Source organism: Thioalkalivibrio paradoxus ARh 1 (genome assembly GCF_000227685.2).
Classification (GTDB): domain Bacteria; phylum Pseudomonadota; class Gammaproteobacteria; order Ectothiorhodospirales; family Ectothiorhodospiraceae; genus Thioalkalivibrio; species Thioalkalivibrio paradoxus.
In genome coordinates this window covers 1,021,877-1,041,974 of record NZ_CP007029.1, presented here as the reverse complement: position 1 = coordinate 1,041,974, position 20,098 = coordinate 1,021,877, and the positions used below count along the sequence as shown (strand labels likewise).

Below are 20,098 nucleotides of genomic sequence, written 5' to 3'. Positions count from 1 at the left end.
CCTTCGGGTCCGGGCACGGCGTGCGGCAAGGTTCATCAGTTCAACACCCAGAATGCGTGGTTCAGGAAAGCCGCGAAGCCAACCCAGGCCAGGTACGGCAGCAGCAGCGCCCCTGCCAGCCGGTCGAGGCGCCAAAACAGCACCAGCGTAGCGAGGATCGCGAACCACAGCACGACGATCTCGAACAGCGCGAGTCCGATCTGCTGGAAGCCGAAAAAGAGGAACGACCAAAGCAGGTTCAGCGCCAGCTGCACCATGAACAGACCGAGCGCCCAGGGCGCGCGCCGGAAACCGTGCGCGCGCCAGATCCGCCAGGCCGCGTAGGCCATCATCACGTAAAGGGCCGTCCACACCGGTCCGAACACGGCGTTCGGCGGCGCGAACTCCGGCCGCAGCAGCTGCGGGTACCAGTCGGCGACCGAGGTTCGCGTGACCAGGCCGCCGATGATCGCGACCACCAGCACCAGCGCCAGCCACAAGACCAGCCCGCGCAACTCCCGCCAGGACAGCGCATCGCCTCGGTTCATCGGATTCCCCCCTGTCGTCGCGTTGCCCGGACCACCCGGCTGCGACATTTCGACCCGAACCGATATGGTACCGCCCCGGCGTTCCCCGCAGGAGGCAGGGCAGCTCGACCGTCAGGAGAATCGCCCCGTCGAAGCGCCAGATCCGCGAGAGGGCTAGCCTCCCGTATCCGTTCAGTCCCCCTCCCCCTCTGGGGGAGAGAGGGGCCACGAGGATTGACGTGACAGAACGTGGCGCGCGTCCCGGGTAACCCGTAGGGCGGTAGAGCGCAGCGTCATCCGCCACACAGCGTACGCGCCGTCCCGGGGGGCTGCGGCCACCCTGGCGCCGGATGGCGGATGACGGCCTTCGGCCTCTTCCGCCCTACTGCTTTTTCATCATCGGGGGGCCGACCCCGCCATGACAGTCCGGCAGGGGGGGAACGCATACCGCCTGCCACACGCGAGCAGCTCGCGCGGAGCTCTTGCGATGATCAAATTTGTTGCCGCTATGTGTCGTTTGCCCGGATACGACCTGGTGAGTAGAGTGTTAACAAGCTGAGGCTGCGAGATATGTGCCGTGACCGCACGATGTGATACCCGGGACGATGTGATCCGCATCCTGAAGCAGTCCAGGGATGAGCTGCGCGCACTGGGGGTGCGGCGGGTGGGCCTCTTCGGCTCGTTCCGGCGCGGCGACGCCCAGTCTGCCAGCGACGTCGATCTGCTGGTCGAGTTCGAACCGGGCGAGAAGACCTTCGACCACTTCCTGGCACTTTCCGGCCTGCTCGAGGAGGCGATGCAGCGGCCAGTGGATCTGGTCACGCCGGAGGCGCTGAGCCCCCATGTCGGTCCGCACATCCTCAGGGAAGTGGAGTATGTCCCGCTCGTCGCTTGAGTTTCTGCGACACATCCTCGACGAGCTGGAGTACTTGTCGGCAGAGGCGCAAATTCTCGACCTTCGGCAGCTTCAAACCGACGCCCGTGCCAAACGTGCAGTGGTACGCAGCCTCGAGATCGTCGGGGAAGCGGCGAAACAGCTTTCCGAGGATCTGCGCGCTCGCCATCCGGAGGTTCCCTGGCGAGCGCTGACCGCGATGCGCGACAAGATGATTCATCACTATTTCGGTGTCGACTACGAGATCGTCTGGGACGTTCTCGCGACCAAGGTTCCGGGCCTGCGGGCGCAGATCCGGCAGGTGCTCGAAGACGAGGGGCGACTGGAAGGCGGATAGCTGGCAAGGCCGCGATCAGGCATGGTCCCTGTGGGAGGCAAGCCCGCTCGCCGATTGGAGGCCGGGGACACCTCCGGCGACCGGGGCTTCGGCCAGTGCCGGATCGGCCAGGGGCTGGCCTCCTACAGGGCGGGGAACCGGGACGACCGGTTGCACTTTCACGCCGGGTTCAGGTCCATGCTGCACAATGGCGATGACCGCTCCCTGACGACGCGATGCACCGACCGATGTCCGCTTCTCCCGAGATCCTGTTCCGGCTGCGCCGATGACCCGCCTGCTCCTCGCTTTCGTGACGCTCGCCGCGCTGGCCGGGGCGGGGATTTTCTGGTGGCTGGAACGCGAGCCCGATCCTGCCGGGGCTCGTCCCGCCGCCGCGGCCCGGCCGGTCGCTGTCGAAACCGTGCCGGTGCAGACGCGCGATCTGGTCCGCGAACTGTTCCTGACCGGATCGCTGGAAGCCTCGCGGCGCATCGAAGTAATGCCGCGCGTCGGCGGCCGAATCGAGCGGATCCCGGTCGAAATCGGTGACAGCGTCGTTCCCGGCGACCTGCTGCTGCAGCTCGATCCCGAGGAGTTCCAGCAGGACCTGCTGCAGGCCGAGGCGGAATTCGCGGTCGCGCAGGCAAGCCTGGGCGAGGCGCGCGAGAGCCTGAACGCGGCGCGCCGCGAGCTGACCCGGGTGCGCGAGTTGCGCGGCCAGGGGATCGCTTCGGCCGCGGAGCTCGAGGCGGCCGAGACACAGGTCGCGCTGCAGCAGACGCGCGTCGAGCTGGCACAGTCGCAGCTGCGCAGCCGCGAGGCCGCGCGGCGCAATGCGCAGATCCGCGCGGAGTTCGCCCAGGTACGCGCCGACTGGAAGAACGGCCTGCCCCGGCATGTCGCCGAACGCATGGCCGACCCCGGGGCGGTGGTGGCGGCGAACACGCCGGTGCTGACGCTGGTCGCGCTGGATCCGCTGCGCGCCGTCGTCTTCGTCACCGAGGCGGACTACGGCCGGCTGCGCGCGGGACAGCCGGTGCGGCTGCGCACCGCCGCCTGGCCCGGCGACACGTTCACCGGCCGCGTGACCCGCATCGCGCCCGAATTCCGCGAGGCGTCCCGGCAGGCGCGGGTCGAGATCGAGGTGCCGAACCCGGAACTGCAGCTGCGGCCCGGCATGTTCGCCGAGATCGCGGTCGAGCTCGAGCACCGGCCCGGTGCGCAGTCCGTTCCCCGCGACGCGCTGCTGCAGCGCGACGAGGGCTTCGTGCTGTTCACGGTGGACGCCGCCGCCGACCCGCCACAGGCGCGCAGGCACCGGGTGACGCCGGGCATCCGCGACGGCGACTGGGTCGAGATCGTCGAGCCGGAGCTTTCCGGCGCGGTGGTCACACTCGGCCAGCACCTGCTTTCCGAGGACACCCCGGTACGTCTGCAGGAGGCCGGCGGGATGCCATCGCGCGGCGAAGCCGACGCGGCGCCCGGGCCATGATCAACCCCGCCCGGCTCACCGTGGACCGGCCGGTGATGACCGGCATGGCGACCCTGATCGTGATCCTGCTCGGCCTTGCCGCGTTGACCCGCCTGCCGGTGGACCTGCTCCCGGACATCACCTACCCGGTGCTGACCGTAACCACCGCCTACCCCAACGCCGGGCCCGAGGAAGTCGAGCAGCTGGTGACCCGCCCGATCGAGCAGGCGGCCGCCGCGATCACCGGCGCGCGGGAGATTCGCTCGACATCGAGCGAGGGCAACAGCAACGTCCGCGTGCAGTTCGGCTGGGGCACCGACCTGCGCGAGGCGGTGGACGATCTGCGCGACCGGCTGGCCCGGATCGCAAGCCAGTTGCCGGAGGGTGCGGAGCGGCCGCTGGTCCGGCAGTTCGACACGCAGGCTTCGCCGATCATGCAGCTCGGCGTCGGCAGCGCGCTCGACCCGATCCAGCTGCGCGCGCTGATCGACAACCGCATCGCGCCCCGGTTCGAGCGCCTGCCGGGGGTCGCCGCGGTGGACGTCCGCGGCGGTCTCGAGCGAGAGATCCGCATCGAGGTGCATCCCGAGCGCCTGCAGGCGCTGGGCATCGGGCTGGACACCGTGCGCAGTGCGCTGCAGGAGGCCAGCGTCGTGTCCCCCGGGGGACCGGTGGTCGAAGGCCGCCGTGAGTTCCGGCTGCGCACCGAGGCGCAGTTCCGGGATCTCGAAGAAATCGCGAACACGGTGGTGCGCCGCGACGAGACCGGGCCGGTGCGCCTGTTCCAGATCGCCGACATCCGCGACACCCACCAGCGCCCGACGCGGACGTTCCGGGTCGACGGCGCCGACGGGATGGTGCTCGCGATCCGCAAGCTCGCCGACGCGAACACGGTCGAGGTCGCGGCGGCGGTGCGCGCGGAGGTCCGCCGGATCGAGCGCGACTTCCCGCAGGTCGCGATTCAGATCCCCTCGGACGGCTCGCGCTTCATCTCGCGCTCGATCGCGAACCTCGGGCAGGCAATCCTGTACGGGTCGGCGCTGGCCGTGCTGGTGCTGCTGGCGTTCCTGCGCAACCTGCGCTTCACGCTGGTGGCCGCGACCGCGATCCCGATCTCGGTGATCGCGACCTTCGGGCTGGTTTATTTCGGCGGCCTGACACTGAACCTGATGACGCTCGGCGGGATCGCGCTCGGCGTCGGCCTGATGGTCGACAACGCGATCGTCGTGATCGAGAGCATCGCGCGCAACCGCGAGGAGAACCCGGGCCTCGGCATCCCCGAGGCCGCGATCCAGGGCACCGGACAGGTTTCCGCGGCGATCGTCGCGAGCACCCTGACGACGCTCGCGATCTTCCTGCCGCTGTTCTTCGCCGAGGAACTCGCCGGGCAGCTTTTCAAGCCACTGGCGGCGGTGGTCGCATTTGCGCTGGCGGTGTCGCTGGTCGCGTCGCTGACACTGGTGCCGATGCTGATGGCGCGGCGGATGCTGCATGCGGCGAGCGCGGCGACCGCGCCCCCGCACGGACTGGAACGTACGTACCTGCGGCTGCTGGAACCGGCGCTAAGGCACCCTTGGTGGGTGGTGCTCGCGAGTATCGCACTGCTGCTGTTCGCCCTGCAGGGCTTCCGCGGCGTCGGCACCGAGTTCCTGCCGGCCACCGACGAGGGCGACATCCGGATCAACCTGTCGATGGAACCCGGCACGCGGCTGGAGGTGCTCGACGCGGTGACCCGCGACGTCGAGGCGACGGTACGCGAGCGGGTTCCCGAGGCGCAGCACGTGGTCACCAGCATCGGTGCTTCGGCGTTCGGCTTCGGGTCGCCGAGCGCGTCGAACCTGCGCCTGAACGTCGGCCCGCGCGATGCCCGCGATCGCTCCAGCGACGAGATCGCGGCGGCGCTGCGCCAGGCGATCGGCCAGCCGCCCGGGGTGACCGTGCGCGTGCGCGCTACCGGCGGGATTTTCATGCGCGGCTTCGGGCGGGGCGACGATACCGAGAGTCTGTCGATCGAGGTGCGGGGGTTCGACCGCGTCGCGATGAACGCGGTTGCGCTGGCCTTCGGCGAGGCGGTCGAGGACATCCCCGGCGTCACCGACGTGCGCGTCGGCGACGACGGCGGGCGGCCGGAGTTCCTGACCCGGATCGACCGCGCGCGGGCTGCCGACCTCGGCGTCGACGTGCGCAGCATCGCACAGGCGATCGAGACCGCGATCGGTGGCTCGCGCGCCGGGCAGCTGCGGACCGGGGGCACCGAGACGCGCATCTGGGTGCAGGTGCAGGACGCGGAGCACCGGCGGCTCGACGAGCTGCTGAACCTGACCATCGCCGGCGCCGGCGGCGATCGCATCCCGCTGCGCAGCCTGGTGCAGTTCGACCCGGTGATCGGGCCTTCGAGCATCCAGCGCCGCGAGCAGGCGCGCATCGCGACGCTGTTCGTAAATGTGGCGGAGCGCCCGCTGGGCGACATCGCGGCCGACGTGCGCGCGGCACTCGCCCAGCTCCCGCTGCCGGACGAGGTGGACTACCAGGTCAGCGGCGACATCGAGGAGCAGGAGGCGGCGTTCTCGGAACTGTTCCTTGGCACGGTGCTGGCGATCCTGCTCGTCTACATGGTGATGGCCAGCCTGTACGAGTCCTTGCGCGACCCGCTGATCGTGATGTTCTCGGTGCCGCTGGCGGCGATCGGCGTGGTGCTGGCGCTGCGCCTGACCGGAACCACGCTGAACGTGCAGTCGCTGATCGGGGTGATGCTGCTGGTCGGCATCGTGGTGAACAACGCGATCCTGCTGGTCGACCGGATGGCGCGGCTGCAGCGCGGCGAGGGCCGCGCGGTGCGCGACGCGGTGCTGCTCGCCGCAAGGCAGCGGCTGCGCCCGATCCTGATGACGACGCTGACGACGATCCTCGCGCTGGTGCCGCTGTCCCTCGGCCTCGGCGAGGGCGGCGAAGCGCAGGCGCCGATGGCCCGCGTGGTCATCGGCGGGCTGCTCTCCTCGACGCTGATCACGTTGCTCCTGATCCCGTCGCTGTACCTGATCGTTCACCGCTCCGCGACGGCAGCCGTTCCGCCATCGCCAGGAACGGCCTGAACCCGACGTTTCTGGACAGCGCGGGCCGGGTGCCAACGATCATGGCGCGGGCCAACCCCGACCAGGAAAGAAGCTGACGATCAGGGCAGCTCCGCCGTGCGGCGTTCGGTACGCCCCGGCGCCCACGGCAACCTTGGCGTGGGGTCGGCGGATGACGGCCTTCGGCCTTTTCCGCCCTGTTCATTGTCGCGGGTGGTGGCTGGGCACCATGGAGGGTAACGTGAAAGTTGCACGCTGCACCCCTCTCCAACCCTTGCCCGCAACCGGGGAGCGAGACTTCTATCATCGGGCGTGGTGGCCGGCGCCATGACTGCCAGCGCTTTTGAACGGAGATTCCTGACCATGCCCGCTACGCTGTCGCCGAAGTCCGTCGCCTTGAACTGGCTCGCCAAGGCCGATCCGCCGTGGCGCGCGTGCCCGGTTCCCGGTTGGCTTCGTATCGGCGCGGGCGCCCTGCTCTTCTGTACGGCGGTGCTGGCCGTCTCCGCCGCGAACGCCCAGGAACTGCGCCTCGAGATTCCGCCGAACGACCGTGTCGCGACGGAGACGGCGGTCACCCCGGATCCGGCGGCCGCGCTGTCGCTGGAGGATGCAGTCGCAATGGCGTTGCAGAACGCGCCGGGCCTGCGCGCGGAACGGTTGGGGCCGCTGATCCAGGGCACGTTCGAGGCCCAGGAGCGCGCGGTGTTCGACCCGGTGCTGTTCGCCGAGGTCGAGCTGGCGCGCGACCGCAGTATCCGGCAGTTCCAGGAAATCCAGGTGCAGGAGGCGTTCCGCTCGGAACGCGAGCGGGCCGAGGCCGGCCTGCGGCAGACGTTGCCGACCGGCACCGAACTGACGCTGTCGCTGCGCAACACGCGCACCGAGAGCTCCCGGGCGCGCGAGCAGTACACCGGCCGCGCCGGGATCAGCCTGACGCAGGCGTTGCTCCGCGGCGGGCGGATCGAGTCGAACCTGGTCCGGCTGCGCCAGGCGGCGCTGGACGTCACTGCATCCGAGTACGAGCTGCGCGGGTTCGTCGAACGGCTGGTCGCCGACGTCGAGGCCGCGTACTGGGACACAGTGCTCGCCGCCGAGGATATCGCGATCTACGAGGAAGCCCTCGACGTCGCCGAGCGGCAGCTGCGCGAGACCCAGGCGCGCATCCGCGCCGGCGACCGGCCGGAAACCGAGGAGATCGGCGCCCGCGCAGAGGCCGCGCTACGGCGCCAGGGTCTGATCGACGCCCGCACCGCGCTCGCCCGCGCGCAGGACCGCCTGGCACGGCTGATCCGCGCGGAAACCGCAGACTGGGAGCAGCGTTTCGATCTGACCAGCCCGCCGGCACCGCAGGAATACGTGCTCGAACCGGTCGCGGATTACATCGCGCTGGGGTTGCTGTACCGCCCCGACCTCAACGAGACCCGGCTGCGGATCCAGCGCGGGGATCTCGAGATCGTGCAAACGCGCAACGGCCTGCTGCCGCGGCTGGACTTCTTCCTGACGCTCGGGGCTTCGGGCTACGCCGAGAGCTTCAGCGCGTCGCTGCGCGGCGACCAGGGCAACGGCTACGATCTCGTTGGCGGGCTGCGCTTCGAGCTGCCGTTGGGCAACCGCGCGGCCGACGCCGCGTTCAGCCGCGCCCGCCTGACCCGGGAGCAGACGCGCGCCGCACTGGACAGCCTCGAGCGCCTCGCGATCCAGGACATCCGCGCCAGCTGGCTGGAGGCCGACCGCGCCCGGGCGCAGGTGCGCGCGCGCGAGGAAACGGTCGCGCTGCAGCGGGAACTGCTCCGGGTCGAGGAGATCCGCTTTCGGGTCGGCACCGGCACCGCCCTCGCGGTCGCCCAGGCGCAGCGCGACGTGCTCGAAAGCGAGCTGAGCCTGCGCGAGGCCACGGTCCGGTTCCGCCAGGCCAGCACCGAGCTGCTGCTGCAGAGCGGCACGCTGCTGCTGCACCGGGGCATCGACAGCCCCGGCGACGATTCCGAGCAGTCGCTCTGATCGGGTTCACAGATCCTGCCGCCCCGCACCAACCAGCGACGCAAAGGCCGGGACCAGACGGATGCCTTGATTCGACCTGGCCCGGATGCCGCGGCAGGTCGATTTCGTTAAGCTTTCCGGCCAGCGAGTGCGCGGCCTCCGCTCCGGAAGGAAACGGTGGCGGCAGCGCGGGGCACAACCACGCCGACCCGAACGGCTCACCAACCCCGGGAGACTGGAACCAGCGATGAAGAACACGCTCTGGGCCGCCGTGCTGGCGGGTACACTCATGCTCGTGCTGTGGCCGATCACGGCCTCGGCTTCCGGAATCCCTGCCGGGCACAACGCCTCCGCGCTGCAGCTGGGCTCGGTGCATGCAGCGGTGGTCGACCTGGAAACCGGCGACCCGCTCTATAGCAAGTTCGCGGACCGTGCGGTCCCGATTGCCTCGATCACCAAGCTGATGACCGCGATGGTGGTGCTCGACTCGGGGCAGCCGCTGGACGAGTGGCTGGAGATCACCCAGCGCTCGGACGACCCGCCGAAGAACGCCTATTCACGCATTCGCATCGGGTCCCAGGCGACCCGCGAGGATCTGCTGCGGATCACACTGATGTCGTCGGAGAACCTCGCGGCCTATGTGCTCGGACGCAACCATCCTGGAGGCATGGAGGCTTTCGTCGCGGACATGAACGCGAAGGCGCGCGCGCTGGGAATGGAACAGGCGCGGTTCGTCGATCCCTCGGGGCTGTGGCCCGAAAACCACGCGAGCGCCAGCGACCTGGTGAAGATGGTCGAAGCCGCGTACCGGTATCCCGCGATCCGCGAGATGTCGACCACGTCCCGGTATCGCGTGCACTTCCGGAATCCGCGCTACAGCCTCGACTACGGCAACACCAATTCGCTAGTCAGCTCGGCGCGCTGGAATGTGGCATTGAGCAAGACCGGCTATCTGAAGGAGGCGGGACGCTGCCTGGTGATGGTCGCGGAGGTGGCCGGCCAGCCGCGGGTCATGGTGCTGCTGGACTCGCTCGGCACGCGCACGCCACTCGGCGACGCCGGGCGGATCCGGCGCTGGATCGAAACCGGTACCGGCGGCGCGGTGGCCGGCGCTGCGCAGGATTACGAACGCCAGCGTACCGCTACGCTCACCGCTGGCGGGGCACCGTCCCCGCGCTGACGCCGGCGCCTCGGGCCAGATTCAGGCGCGGCGGCCCGCGTACCCGCGACGCCTGGGCGCGCCCCGGCTTGGCCGCGGCCGCTCAGCAGGGATCGGTCGAGTGGTTCGCCAACCGGCGAATGAAACCGGGCAGAAACAGCAGCATCGCGATGAGCGCGAGGACCAGCAGCAGGAACTGGATCAGGTTCTCGGCGCCGCTGATCGCCTGTCGGGTCGCGTGACCCAGCCAGGTGTAGGCGGCCAGGTTCGGAATCAGTGCGATGGCCGTGGTCACCGTATAGGTGCGCAGACGGATGCCAGTAAGGCCAAGCGCGTAGTTGGTCGGCGCGAACGGGAAAACCGGAATCAGCCGCGTCATCGCGACGAAGCGCCAGCCCTCCGCCTCGACGCCGCGAATCACCCGGCAGGTTCGGGGGCCGGCGTGCGCGCGCACGTAATCCCGGGCCAGGTAGCGCCCGGTGACGAATGCCAGCACCGCGGCGATGGTCGCGCTACCGACGCTCAGCACCGTCCCCAGAGCCGGTCCGAACAGGCTTCCGCCCAGCAGCACCCAGATCGTGGACGGGATCGGGAACATGGCCAACACGACGAACCCCACCACGAAGAGCAGGTAGGACCAGACCCCGAAGCGATGGAACCTGGCCTCGAGCAGGGCGAAGTCGATCTCCTCGATCGGGATCCAGCCGAACAGGTAGATCACGATTCCTGCCACCAACAGCAGGATCGTCCCCCAGATCCAGGGACTCACGGGTTCTTCTCGCCGGTGTCACCCTGGGCTCGCCGTCGGCGGCCCAGTGCGCGCAGCCGTTCGTCCAGGATCCGCTCGGTCCCCTGATCGCCCGGCTGGTAGAAGGACCGGTCCAGGATCTCCTCCGGAAGGTAGGTCTGCCCGCGTGCGAGGCCGTCGGGCTCGTCGTGGTCGTAGCGGTACCCCGCGCCGAAACCCTGTTGCTTCATCAGTGCGGTCGGTGCATTGCGCAGGTGCAGCGGCACCGGCAGGCTGCCGGTGTCCGCGATGGCCGCCCGAATCGCACCGAGCGCGGCGTAGGCAGAGTTGCTCTTGGGGGCGCAGGCGAGTTCGATCGCGGCCTGCACCAGCGCGAGGTCGCCCTCCGGGCGCCCCAACCGCTCGACCGTCTCCCAGGCCGCGAGCACCCGACCGGCGATCCCCACCGCAGCCAGGCCGATGTCCTCCCAGGCCATGCGCAGCAGGCGCCGGCCAAGGTAGTCGGGATCGCAGCCGGCATCCAGCATGCGCACCAGCCAGTACGCCGCAGCATCCGGGTCCGAGCCGCGCACCGATTTGTGCAGCGCCGAGATCTGGTCGTAGAAGGCGTCGCCCTGGCGGTCGAACTGAAGCGCCTGCGCACCCATCACCGCGCGCAGCGCCTCGGCGCTGATCTCGCCGCCGTCGGCCAGGTCGGCCGCCGTCTCCAGCCAGTTCAGTGCCCGGCGTGCATCCCCGTCCGCGGCGGCTGCGAGGCGTTCGATCCACTCGTCGGCGAGCCGCAGCCCGCGCCCGCCGAGCCCCCGTTCCCGATCCTGCAGCGCCGCACGCAGCAGGGCGGCGATCGCGCCGGCGCCGACGGCCTGCAGGCGGTACACGCGCAGTCGGGACAGTAGCGCGTTGTTCAGCGCGAACGACGGGTTCTCGGTCGTTGCGCCGATGAAACGGATCGTGCCGTCCTCGATGTGCGGCAACAGCGCATCCTGCTGCGCCTTGTTGAAGCGGTGGATCTCGTCGATGAACAGCAGGGTGCCCTGCCCCGATCCCGACCGGCGTACGCGCGCCTGGTCGACGACCGCGCGCACGTCCTTGACCCCGGCCAGCACCGCCGACAGCGTGGCGAACGTTAGCGCCCCGGTGTCGGCGGCCAGCCGAGCCAGCGTCGTCTTGCCGCAGCCGGGCGGCCCCCAGAGGATCATCGACGGCGGCTGCCCCCGTTCGATGGCCTGACGCAGCGGCGCCTGCGGCCCCAGCAGATGTTCCTGGCCCAGCACCTCGTCCAGGCTGCGCGGCCGCATGCGCTCGGCCAGCGGTACGGTGTCGTCGGGAGTTCCGCTCGGACCCGGTGTGCCGCGCCCTTCGCCGCTACCGGTCGGGACCGGGTCGCCGAAGAGGTCGTCGCTGGCGGGCCCGGGAGTCACGGCCGGTAGATGTCGGTTCCCGGCGGCGCGGTGAACTGGAACTCGGCTGGCGCCAGCGCCGGGTTGCGACGCGCCTCGCGCAGCCGCATTTCGGTGCGCTGGCCGAACACATCGAGGAATGCCAGGGCCTGCAGTTCGCCGTCGCGGGTCAGGTCGAGTTCCAGCTGCGTGAAATCGGCTTCCCGGGCACGGGGCGACAATACCAGCCGCAGGCCGTCCGGTACCGTCTCCTCGGCGACCTCGAATCGCTCGTCGAGGCGGTGCGGTTGCGTCAGCAGCGCCAGCGGTGTCGCCTCCAGAGAATCGTCCAGCGGCCGTACCGTGGCTTGGCGCAGGTCGGGATCGTACAGCCACAGGTACTCGCCGTCGGCGATCACCCACTGTTCGAACGGGCCATCGAGTTCCCAGCGCAGCCGGTCCGGGAGCGCCAGCGACAGTCGCCCGTCCGCCTCCTGTAACAGGAAGCCGGTCTCGTCGGTCAGCGTCTGCGTGAACTCGGCGCTATAGGTGTCCAGACCCGAAAGAAAACGTTCCAGGGCCTGCCGTGCCTCACCCGATGCCGCCGCGGAGCCGGGCACGAGCAGCGCCAGCGCCAGCAGGGCGAAGAGAATCCTTGCGAAGATCGACGTCATGGTTTCACCTGGGGGCAATGGATACGGACGCCAGTATCGCCGGGTGCATTGAACCGATCCTGAATCGCGACCGCCGCCACGGGCACTGGACCGCCGCGCCGGTTCATTCGTTCCCGCCCGGCACCAGCACCTCGCGATTGCCATTCGATTGCACCGGGCTGACCAGGCCCGCCGCCTCCATGTCCTCGACCATGCGCGCGGCCCGGTTGTACCCGATCTTCAGGCGCCGCTGCACGTAGGAAATCGATGCCTTGCGCGACTCGATCACGATCTGCACCGCCTGGTCGTACAGCGGGTCGCCTTCGGCGTCGGTCTGCGGCGCCTCCAGCCCCGGGATCGCCGGCGCGCCGGCCTCGGGCTCTTCGAGGATCGAGTGTTCGTAGTCGGGTTCGCCGGTGGTCTTCAGGTACTCGACGACCTTGTGCACCTCGTGGTCGGCGACGAACGCCCCGTGCACGCGTTCGGGCAGCGCCTTGCCGGGCGCGAGGTAAAGCATGTCCCCGTGCCCCAACAGATGCTCGGCCCCCATCTGGTCGAGAATGGTCCGCGAATCGACGCGCGAGGACACCTGGAACGCGATGCGGGTCGGGATGTTGGCCTTGATCAGGCCGGTGATCACGTCCACCGACGGCCGCTGGGTCGCCAGAATCAGGTGGATACCCGCGGCCCGGGCCTTCTGCGCGAGCCGCGCGATCAGTTCCTCGACCTTCTTGCCGACGACCATGATCATGTCCGCGAACTCGTCGACCACGACCACGATGAACGGCATCCGGCCCAGCACCGGCGGTTCGCTCTCGGCGACCTGCTGTTCCGGGTCGAAGGTCGGGTCGGCGATCGGCGTGCCGGCGGCCTCGGCGTCGCGCACCTTCTTGTTGTACCCGGCGATATTGCGCACCCCGAGCAGCGACATCAGCTTGTAGCGCCGCTCCATCTCCGCGACCGCCCAGCGCAGCGCGTTCGATGCGTCCTTCATGTCGGTCACGACCGGCGCCAGCAGATGCGGAATGCCCTCGTACACCGACAGCTCGAGCATTTTCGGGTCGATCAGGATCAGCCGCACGTCCTCGGCGGTCGACTTGTACAGCATCGAGATCAGCATCGCGTTCACGCCGACCGACTTCCCCGAACCGGTGGTTCCCGCGACGAGCAGGTGCGGCATGCGCGCGAGGTCGGCGATGACCGGGGCGCCGCCGATGTCCTTGCCGAGCGAGAGGGTCAGCGGCGACTTGGCATTCTCGAACAGTGTCGAACGCACGATCTCGGACAGCGAGACCAGCTCGCGCTGTTCGTTCGGGATCTCGAGCCCGACCGTCGATTTCCCCGGGATCACCTCGACGATGCGCACCGCGATCACCGACAGCGACCGGGCAAGATCCTTCGCCAGCGCCGAGATCCGGGCGACCTTCACGCCCGGTGCCGGGTGCAATTCGAAACGGGTGATCACCGGACCCGGCTGTACCGCGACCACCTCGACATCGACGCCGAAGTCGCGCAGCTTCAACTCCACCAGCCGGGACATCGCCTGCAGCGATTCCTCGGAGTATCCGCTGACCGCGGCCGGGGGTTCGTCCAGCAGTGCCAGCGGCGGGTGTGCATCGGAGCGCTCGCCGGTGAACAGCGGCACCTGCTTTTCCTTCATCACCCGCGGGCTCGGCGGCGGGGACTGCACACGGGGCTCGACGCGCGATGGCGCGCGCTGGGCCACGCGCGCCCGCTCGCGCTCGACACGAATCTCGCGCTGCTCCTTTTCCGCCGCGCCGATCCGCTGGTCGCGGATCGAATCGATCCGCCGCCGAGTCCATTCGATCGCATCGAACACACCCTTGCCGAGCCGATCCATCAACGCGAACCAGGACAGGCCGGTAAACAGCGTGAACCCGGTCAGAAACAGCGCGAACAGCAGCAGCGTGGCCCCGACCAGCCCGAGTCCGGACGCGGCCGTGCCCGCAACGAGGTCACCGAAGATCCCTCCGGCGTGCACCGGAAGATTCCCGGGCCGCCAGTGCAGCGCAGCGAGTGCGGAGCCGGACACCAGCGCGACCAGCAACGCGCCCCCGCGCAGGCTCAGTTCCAGCGGGCTGGCGATGCGCGCATCCTTGCGGTGGCGAAACAACCACCAGCCGACGCCAATGAAGATCAGCGGGATCAGGAAAGCCAGGTAGCCCAGCAGGTGAAAGGCGACGTCGGCAAACCAGGCGCCTGCCGCGCCGCCCAGATTGCGAATGCCCTGGCCATCGCCGGTGTAGGACCAGCCCGGATCCCCCGGATGATAGGTGACCAGCGCCACCAGCAGGTACAGCGCGATCATCCCGAAGACCAGCAGCGCACCCTCGCGCAGCCCGCGCAGCAGCTGTCGGCTCAGGCTCGCCTCGGCACCGGCGGTCCTCCCTACCCTGGTTTCTGGCATCTGCGAATCCGTTGGAGTGGGTTTGGCAGGAGGCACCGACCCCGGACGGGACGGCTTCCGTGGCGGATCCGGCAGCTGGCCCGAGCCCCGCCTCCGGCCCGTTCGCCAGTCCGCGCCAGCCCCGTGTTCCTGCCGACAGCTGTTCAGGAAGCGTTCGAACTGGGAATTCTACGTGGTTAAAATGACGCCGCAAAGTGTGGCCGCTCACGTCCCGTCTGGCGTGGCGCGGTTGTGGTCGTTGGACAGCCCTGCGGCCATTCCGAATAATCACGGACGAAAATGGGGGCCGCGCGCGTCCTTCGGCGGGGCGGATGCCCGGTCGGCGCAACCGCCGTTTCCTCCACCCATTACCCTGTCTGCACGGAGATTCCCGATGAGCGATCCCAAACACTGCCGCCTGCTGATCCTGGGCTCGGGCCCGGCCGGCTGGTCGGCGGCAATCTACGCAGCCCGCGCCAACCTGAACCCGGTCGTGGTCACCGGGCTCGAGCAGGGCGGGCAGCTGATGACCACCACCGACGTGGACAACTGGCCCGGTGATGTCGAGGGCCTGCAGGGGCCGGACCTGATGCAGCGGATGCAAAAACACGCGGAACGCTTCCACACCGAGGTCATCTTCGACCATATCCATACCGCCGAGCTGTCCTCGCGTCCGTTCCGGCTGATCGGGGACAGCGCCACCTACACCGCCGATGCATTGATCATCGCAACCGGCGCGACCGCGATGTACCTTGGGCTGGAGTCCGAGGAGGCGTTCAAGGGCAAGGGCGTGTCTGCCTGCGCGACCTGCGACGGCTTTTTCTACCGGGGCCAGAAGGTCGCGGTGATCGGCGGCGGCAACACCGCCGTCGAGGAAGCGATGTACCTCTCCAACATTGCCGATCATGTCACGCTGGTGCACCGGCGCGACACGTTGCGCGCGGAAAAGATCCTGCAGGACCAGCTGTTCGAGAAGGAGAAGGCGGGCAAGATCTCGATCGAATGGAAGCACGTCCTCGACGAGGTGCTCGGCGATCAGACCGGCGTGACCGGCATGCGCCTGCGGCAGGTGGAAACCGGAGACACCAAGGATCTGGAACTCACCGGGATCTTCATCGCGATCGGGCACAAACCCAACACCGGGATCTTCGAAGGGCAGCTCGAGATGGACAACGGCTACATCAAGGTGAAAAGCGGCCTGGAGGGCAACGCAACCGCGACCAGCATTCCTGGCGTGTTCGCAGCCGGCGACGTGATGGACCAGATCTACCGGCAGGCGGTCACCTCGGCCGGCAGCGGCTGCATGGCGGCGCTGGACGCAGAGGGCTTCCTGGACGAGCACCCCTGAGCCGGATCGGCACCAGCGCGAGCTCCGCTGCGGATCCTGCCGGCAATCCGGTGCGGCCATGACTGCGAGCGCCGACCCTGGTCTCCGCATGGAGGTCCGGGACACATTGAACGCGGTCGACCCAGGCGCCTGGGATGCGTTGACGCATGGCCGGGAACCGTTCCTGCGCCATGCGTTCCTGGAGGGCCTCGAGCGCCACGGCTGCCTCGGGCGGCGCTATGGCTGGTTCCCCCAGCACCTGCTCGCATTCCGCGACGACACGCTGGTGGGCGCGGCCCCGTGCTACGCGAAGACCAACAACTACGGCGAGTTCGTTTTCGACTGGGCCTGGCAGACGGCCTGGGAACGCCAGGGGCAGCCGTATTACCCGAAGCTCGTGATCAGCGTTCCCTATACCCCGGCCACCGGGCCGCGGCTGCTGGTACACCCCGACGAGGCGGATCCGGAAGCGGTCCGGCACCGGCTGCTGCAGACTGCGGCCGCGCGCGGCGCGGAACTGGGGGCCTCGGGCGTACACGTGCTGTTTCCGACCGAGGCGGAGGCCGCGCAGGCCGACCACTCGGGCCTGGTACGCCGCATGGGCTGCCAGTATCACTGGCATAACCGCGGCTATGCGGACTTCGACGCCTTTCTGGCCGCACTGAGCACGAAGAAACGCAAGAACATCCGGCGCGAGCGGCGGCGGGTCGCCGAACAGGGGATCGAGTTCCGCACCCTGACCGGCACGACCGCCGGCCCGGAGGACTGGGCGCGGTTCCACCGCTTTTACCTCGACACCTTCGAGAAGCACATGGGGATTCCGACGCTGTCGGAGGACTTCTTCGTTGGCACCGCTGCCGCGCTCGGCGAGCAGGTGATCCTGTTCGAGGCGCAGCGGAACGGCCAGAGCGTCGCCGCCGCGCTCTGCTACCGGAGCCACGACACGCTGTACGGTCGCTTCTGGGGCTGTGCCGAGGACCTCCCCGACCTTCATTTCGAGACCTGCTACTATCAGGGCATCGAGTTCTGCATCCGCGCAGGCTTGGCCCGATTCGAACCCGGGGCCCAGGGCGAACACAAGATTCCGCGCGGTTTCCTCCCGACGCCGACCACCTCGGCACACGCGATCCTGACACCCGGGTTCGGTGCGGCGGTGCAGGACTTCTGCCAGCGGGAACGCCGGATGATGGAGGCACAATGCGCCAGCCTGATGGAACACTCTCCCTACCGCACCCCGGACTGAGGGCGTGTCGCCCGTGACACGGGACCATCGCGCGCGCGTGTTGCCGGGCGCCGGAGTTCGGCGATGAGCCGCCAGGCGCGCCGGATGATCACCTGGCTCCACGCCGGCCTCGCGGAAGAACCGTTCCCGCCAGCAACGCAGGCCTGGCAAGAGCCCAATGGCCTGCTCGCCGCCGGTGGCGACCTGTCGCCGCCGCGCTTGCTGCGGGCCTACCGCGGGGGGATCTTTCCCTGGTACGAGGCGGGACAGCCGATCCTCTGGTGGAGCCCGGACCCCCGTACCGTACTCGAACCCGCAGCGCTGCGCCTGTCACGCAGCTTGCGCAAGTCGATCCGCAACGGCGGCTTCGAAGTCAGCTTCGACCGCGATTTCGAGGCGGTGGTGCGCGCTTGCAGCGGCCCGCGGGCCGGTGCCAGCGGTACCTGGATCACGGTGGAGATGCGCCATGCCTACCTGCGCCTGCACCGCAGCGGATACGCCCACTCGCTCGAGGTATGGCAGGACGGCGCGCTGGTCGGCGGCCTCTACGGAGTCGCGATCGGCCGGCTGTTCTGCGGGGAATCGATGTTCTCCCACGTCCGCGATGCCTCCAAGATCGCGCTGGCCTGGCTCTGCCGGCACCTGGCCGAGTGGGAATGGCCGCTGATCGACAGCCAGACGCCGACGCCACATATGCTGACGATGGGTGCCCGCGAAATCCCGAGAGACCAGTTCCTGGAGCGGATCCGCAGCCTGGTCGACCAGGATCCGGGCCGGGCTTCCTGGCAGATGGACCCGCGGATTCACCCGCTGGACGACGGCTGGCGGCACCCGGAAGCACCCGTCTGAGATGCCCTCGAGCTGGAATCGCCTGCCGAGGGTCCGTCATGCCCGCGTGCTCGAGTGGACCGACCGCTCGGCACCGCTGCCCGCATCGGCGGCGCCGCTGCTCGCTCGAGGCAGTGGGCGCAGCCATGGCGACGCCTGCCTGAACGACCGGGGCACGCTGCTGCTCACCGGCGACATGGACCAGCTGATCGCATTCGACCGGCGCACCGGCGTACTCGAATGCGAGGCCGGCATGCAGGTGGGAGACCTGCTGGCCTGGTCGCTGCCGCAGGGCTGGGCACTGCCGGTGGTGCCTGCCACGCAGTCCGTCACGCTGGGCGGCGCGGTCGCGAACGATGTCCACGGCCGCAATCACCCTATCGCGGGGAGCTTTGGCCGCCATGTGATCGGGCTGGAATTGCGCCGCTCGGACGGCGCACGCCTCTGGATCGGTCCGAAACAGCAGCGCGAGCTGTTTGCGGCCACCGTGGGCGGCCTGGGGTTGACCGGGCTGATGACCCGCATCCGGCTGCAGCTGATGCCGGTCTGCAACGCGTTCATGCTGGCCGAGCGCCACCGCTTTCCCCATCTCGACGCGTTCTGGGAACTGAACGACCGTCTCGGCGCCGACTGGCCGTACCGCGTCGCCTGGATCGACTGCCTGGCCCATGGCAGCAAGCTCGGCCGCGGCGTATTCCTCGGCAGCCGGCACGCGCCGCCGCAGCCGGCATCGGCTCGGTTGCCGCGCGGGCGCCATCGATCGGCTGCGATGCGGTTCGACCTGCCCGGCTGGATACTGCACCGGCACAGTGTGCGGGTGTTCAACCAACTGTATTTCCAGCTGGGCGCAAGGCCGGGATTGCAGCTGCAGCATTACCGGCCTCACTTCTTCCCGCTCGACGGCCTGCGTGACTGGAATCGGATCTATGGGCGGCGCGGGTTCTACCGGTACCAGTGCGTGCTGCCCCCAGGCGCCGCTCGTGACGGGATCCGCACGCTGCTGCGGCGGATCGCGGCCAACCGGCAAGGCGCCTGCCGCGCGACACTCCAGTGCTTCGGCACCCTGCCCTCGCCCGGGCTGCTGTCGTTTCCCCGGCCCGGGGTTACCCTGGCGCTGGACTTCACGAACCAGGGCCACCGGACCCGCAGCCTGTTCGCCGACCTCGACGACGTGGTGAGTGCCGCCGGCGGTGCGCTGTACCCGGGTCAGGACGCGCGGATGTCGGTGACCGTGTTCCGCCGGGGCTTCCCGAACTGGGAGCAGTTCGCCACGTTCATCGACCCGGCGTTTTCCTCCAGCTTCTGGCGCAGGATGAATCCATGAACGAAGCCCCCCGACGCATTGCGATCCTTGGCGCCGATTCGCGCATCGCGACCGAAGCGGCGCGCATTTGGCTGGCGAAGGGCGTGCACCTCGTGGTCGTGACCGGAAACCCCGTGCAGCTGCGCAGGCTGACCGACGACCTGGCCCTGCGCGCCGCCGGGCTGGCCGAGGTGGACGGAGTGACAGCGGACCTCTCGGATCTGGACGCGCTGCCGGCCCTGTGGGAGGCCCTGCGCGAGCGCCATCCGGACCTGGACGCCGTGCTGATCGCCCAGGGCAGCCAGCCCGACCAGGCGCGCTGCCAGCAATCGCCCGACGCCATGCTGCAGGCACTGCGGCTGAACGCACTGAGCGCAATGACCCTGCTGACCGTGATCGCAAACGACTTCGAGGCCCGGCAACGGGGGGTGATCGGCGTGATCGGCTCGGTGGCCGGCGACCGGGGGCGGAAGCACAACTACGTCTACGGTGCGGCCAAGGGCATGCTGGCGCTGTTCCTGCAGGGGCTGCGGAGCCGCCTCCACGGCAGCGGCGTGCGCGTGCTCACGATCAAGCCCGGATTCGTGATCACGCCGATGACCGAGGGCCTCGACCGCAACCGCTGGCTGTGGACGCGACCCGAGCGGGTCGCGCGCGGCATCGTCCGCGCCTTCGCCAGACGCCGCGACGTGGTGTACCTGCCGTGGTTCTGGCGCCCGATCCTTGGAGTCCTCCAGATGATTCCCGAACCGCTGTTCAAGCGGCTGTCACCGTAGGCCCTGCGCAACGCGCCACCGACCTCCCGCCGGCGGGTCGCGACCTCCAGCCTT

Annotated in this window: 16 protein-coding genes; 11 read left to right on the top strand and 5 right to left on the bottom strand. The window is 69.2% G+C overall.

Annotated features, from left to right (window positions below):
* Nucleotides 1–35: 35 nt before the first annotated feature.
* Nucleotides 36–527, bottom strand: a complete 492-nt coding sequence (locus tag THITH_RS04815; RefSeq protein ID WP_006748841.1) for a TspO/MBR family protein — start codon at nucleotides 525–527, stop codon at nucleotides 36–38.
* Between the two features lie 556 nt (nucleotides 528–1,083).
* Here THITH_RS04815 and THITH_RS04810 point away from each other — a divergent pair.
* From THITH_RS04810 to pbpG, 6 genes are all read left to right on the top strand, one after another.
* Nucleotides 1,084–1,401: a nucleotidyltransferase family protein gene (locus tag THITH_RS04810; RefSeq protein WP_006748842.1), complete on the top strand. Its 318-nt coding sequence runs from the start codon at nucleotides 1,084–1,086 to the stop codon at nucleotides 1,399–1,401.
* Entirely contained in the window at nucleotides 1,382–1,738 is a 357-nt protein-coding gene (locus THITH_RS04805; RefSeq protein WP_006748843.1) for a HepT-like ribonuclease domain-containing protein, read from the top strand. The genes THITH_RS04810 and THITH_RS04805 overlap by 20 nt, the downstream gene beginning before the upstream one ends.
* Nucleotides 1,739–2,003: 265 nt before the next feature.
* Nucleotides 2,004–3,209, top strand: coding sequence for an efflux RND transporter periplasmic adaptor subunit (locus THITH_RS04800; RefSeq protein WP_006748844.1), 1,206 nt, complete (start codon nucleotides 2,004–2,006; stop codon nucleotides 3,207–3,209).
* Nucleotides 3,209–6,280, top strand: coding sequence for an efflux RND transporter permease subunit (locus THITH_RS04795; RefSeq protein ID WP_025367283.1), 3,072 nt, complete (start codon nucleotides 3,209–3,211; stop codon nucleotides 6,278–6,280). Before THITH_RS04800 ends, THITH_RS04795 begins: the two co-directional genes overlap by 1 nt.
* Nucleotides 6,281–6,718: 438 nt before the next feature.
* Nucleotides 6,719–8,263, top strand: a complete 1,545-nt coding sequence (locus THITH_RS04790; RefSeq protein WP_408645508.1) for a TolC family protein — start codon at nucleotides 6,719–6,721, stop codon at nucleotides 8,261–8,263.
* A gap of 226 nt (nucleotides 8,264–8,489) precedes the next feature.
* A complete protein-coding gene (pbpG, locus tag THITH_RS04785) occupies nucleotides 8,490–9,422 on the top strand; it encodes a D-alanyl-D-alanine endopeptidase (protein WP_006748847.1) in 933 nt (310 codons plus the stop codon).
* A gap of 82 nt (nucleotides 9,423–9,504) precedes the next feature.
* Here pbpG and THITH_RS04780 read toward each other — a convergent pair whose 3' ends face one another.
* The 4 genes from THITH_RS04780 to THITH_RS04765 all read right to left on the bottom strand — a co-directional run bounded on the left by THITH_RS04780 (nucleotide 9,505) and on the right by THITH_RS04765 (nucleotide 14,609).
* Nucleotides 9,505–10,170 (bottom strand): TVP38/TMEM64 family protein, encoded by a 666-nt coding sequence (locus tag THITH_RS04780; RefSeq protein WP_006748848.1) that lies wholly within the window; start codon nucleotides 10,168–10,170, stop codon nucleotides 9,505–9,507.
* Entirely contained in the window at nucleotides 10,167–11,570 is a 1,404-nt protein-coding gene (locus THITH_RS04775) for a replication-associated recombination protein A (RefSeq protein WP_006748849.1), read from the bottom strand. The genes THITH_RS04780 and THITH_RS04775 overlap by 4 nt, the downstream gene beginning before the upstream one ends.
* Nucleotides 11,567–12,202 carry an outer membrane lipoprotein chaperone LolA gene (lolA, locus tag THITH_RS04770; RefSeq protein ID WP_006748850.1) on the bottom strand — a complete coding sequence of 212 codons (636 nt, stop codon included), beginning with the start codon at nucleotides 12,200–12,202 and terminating at the stop codon, nucleotides 11,567–11,569. Before lolA ends, THITH_RS04775 begins: the two co-directional genes overlap by 4 nt.
* A 103-nt stretch (nucleotides 12,203–12,305) precedes the next feature.
* A complete protein-coding gene (locus THITH_RS04765) occupies nucleotides 12,306–14,609 on the bottom strand; it encodes a DNA translocase FtsK (protein ID WP_006748851.1) in 2,304 nt (767 codons plus the stop codon).
* A 373-nt stretch (nucleotides 14,610–14,982) separates the two neighbouring features.
* On the opposite strand from THITH_RS04765, the gene trxB reads away from it, so the two are divergent.
* From trxB to THITH_RS04740, 5 genes are all read left to right on the top strand, one after another.
* A complete protein-coding gene (trxB, locus tag THITH_RS04760) occupies nucleotides 14,983–15,936 on the top strand; it encodes a thioredoxin-disulfide reductase (RefSeq protein WP_006748852.1) in 954 nt (317 codons plus the stop codon).
* 58 nt (nucleotides 15,937–15,994) lie between these two features.
* Entirely contained in the window at nucleotides 15,995–17,158 is a 1,164-nt protein-coding gene (locus THITH_RS04755) for a GNAT family N-acetyltransferase (RefSeq protein ID WP_025367282.1), read from the top strand.
* 63 nt (nucleotides 17,159–17,221) lie between these two features.
* Nucleotides 17,222–17,986, top strand: a complete 765-nt coding sequence (aat, locus tag THITH_RS04750) for a leucyl/phenylalanyl-tRNA--protein transferase (RefSeq protein WP_006748854.1) — start codon at nucleotides 17,222–17,224, stop codon at nucleotides 17,984–17,986.
* Nucleotide 17,987: 1 nt separating this feature from the next.
* Nucleotides 17,988–19,289 carry an FAD-binding oxidoreductase gene (locus tag THITH_RS04745; protein ID WP_006748855.1) on the top strand — a complete coding sequence of 434 codons (1,302 nt, stop codon included), beginning with the start codon at nucleotides 17,988–17,990 and terminating at the stop codon, nucleotides 19,287–19,289.
* Nucleotides 19,286–20,044, top strand: coding sequence for an SDR family NAD(P)-dependent oxidoreductase (locus tag THITH_RS04740; protein ID WP_006748856.1), 759 nt, complete (start codon nucleotides 19,286–19,288; stop codon nucleotides 20,042–20,044). Before THITH_RS04745 ends, THITH_RS04740 begins: the two co-directional genes overlap by 4 nt.
* Nucleotides 20,045–20,098: the final 54 nt, after the last annotated feature.

Coding starts and splice junctions, on each gene's coding strand:
- THITH_RS04815 (WP_006748841.1), bottom strand. CDS start 527: ATGAACCGAGGCGATGCGCTGTCCTGGCGGGAGTTGCGCGGGCTGGTC.
- trxB (WP_006748852.1), top strand. CDS start 14,983: ATGAGCGATCCCAAACACTGCCGCCTGCTGATCCTGGGCTCGGGCCCG.
- THITH_RS04740 (WP_006748856.1), top strand. CDS start 19,286: ATGAACGAAGCCCCCCGACGCATTGCGATCCTTGGCGCCGATTCGCGC.
- pbpG (WP_006748847.1), top strand. CDS start 8,490: ATGAAGAACACGCTCTGGGCCGCCGTGCTGGCGGGTACACTCATGCTC.
- THITH_RS04805 (WP_006748843.1), top strand. CDS start 1,382: ATGTCCCGCTCGTCGCTTGAGTTTCTGCGACACATCCTCGACGAGCTG.
- THITH_RS04800 (WP_006748844.1), top strand. CDS start 2,004: ATGACCCGCCTGCTCCTCGCTTTCGTGACGCTCGCCGCGCTGGCCGGG.
- THITH_RS04765 (WP_006748851.1), bottom strand. CDS start 14,609: ATGCCAGAAACCAGGGTAGGGAGGACCGCCGGTGCCGAGGCGAGCCTG.
- aat (WP_006748854.1), top strand. CDS start 17,222: ATGAGCCGCCAGGCGCGCCGGATGATCACCTGGCTCCACGCCGGCCTC.
- THITH_RS04745 (WP_006748855.1), top strand. CDS start 17,988: ATGCCCTCGAGCTGGAATCGCCTGCCGAGGGTCCGTCATGCCCGCGTG.
- lolA (WP_006748850.1), bottom strand. CDS start 12,202: ATGACGTCGATCTTCGCAAGGATTCTCTTCGCCCTGCTGGCGCTGGCG.
- THITH_RS04755 (WP_025367282.1), top strand. CDS start 15,995: ATGACTGCGAGCGCCGACCCTGGTCTCCGCATGGAGGTCCGGGACACA.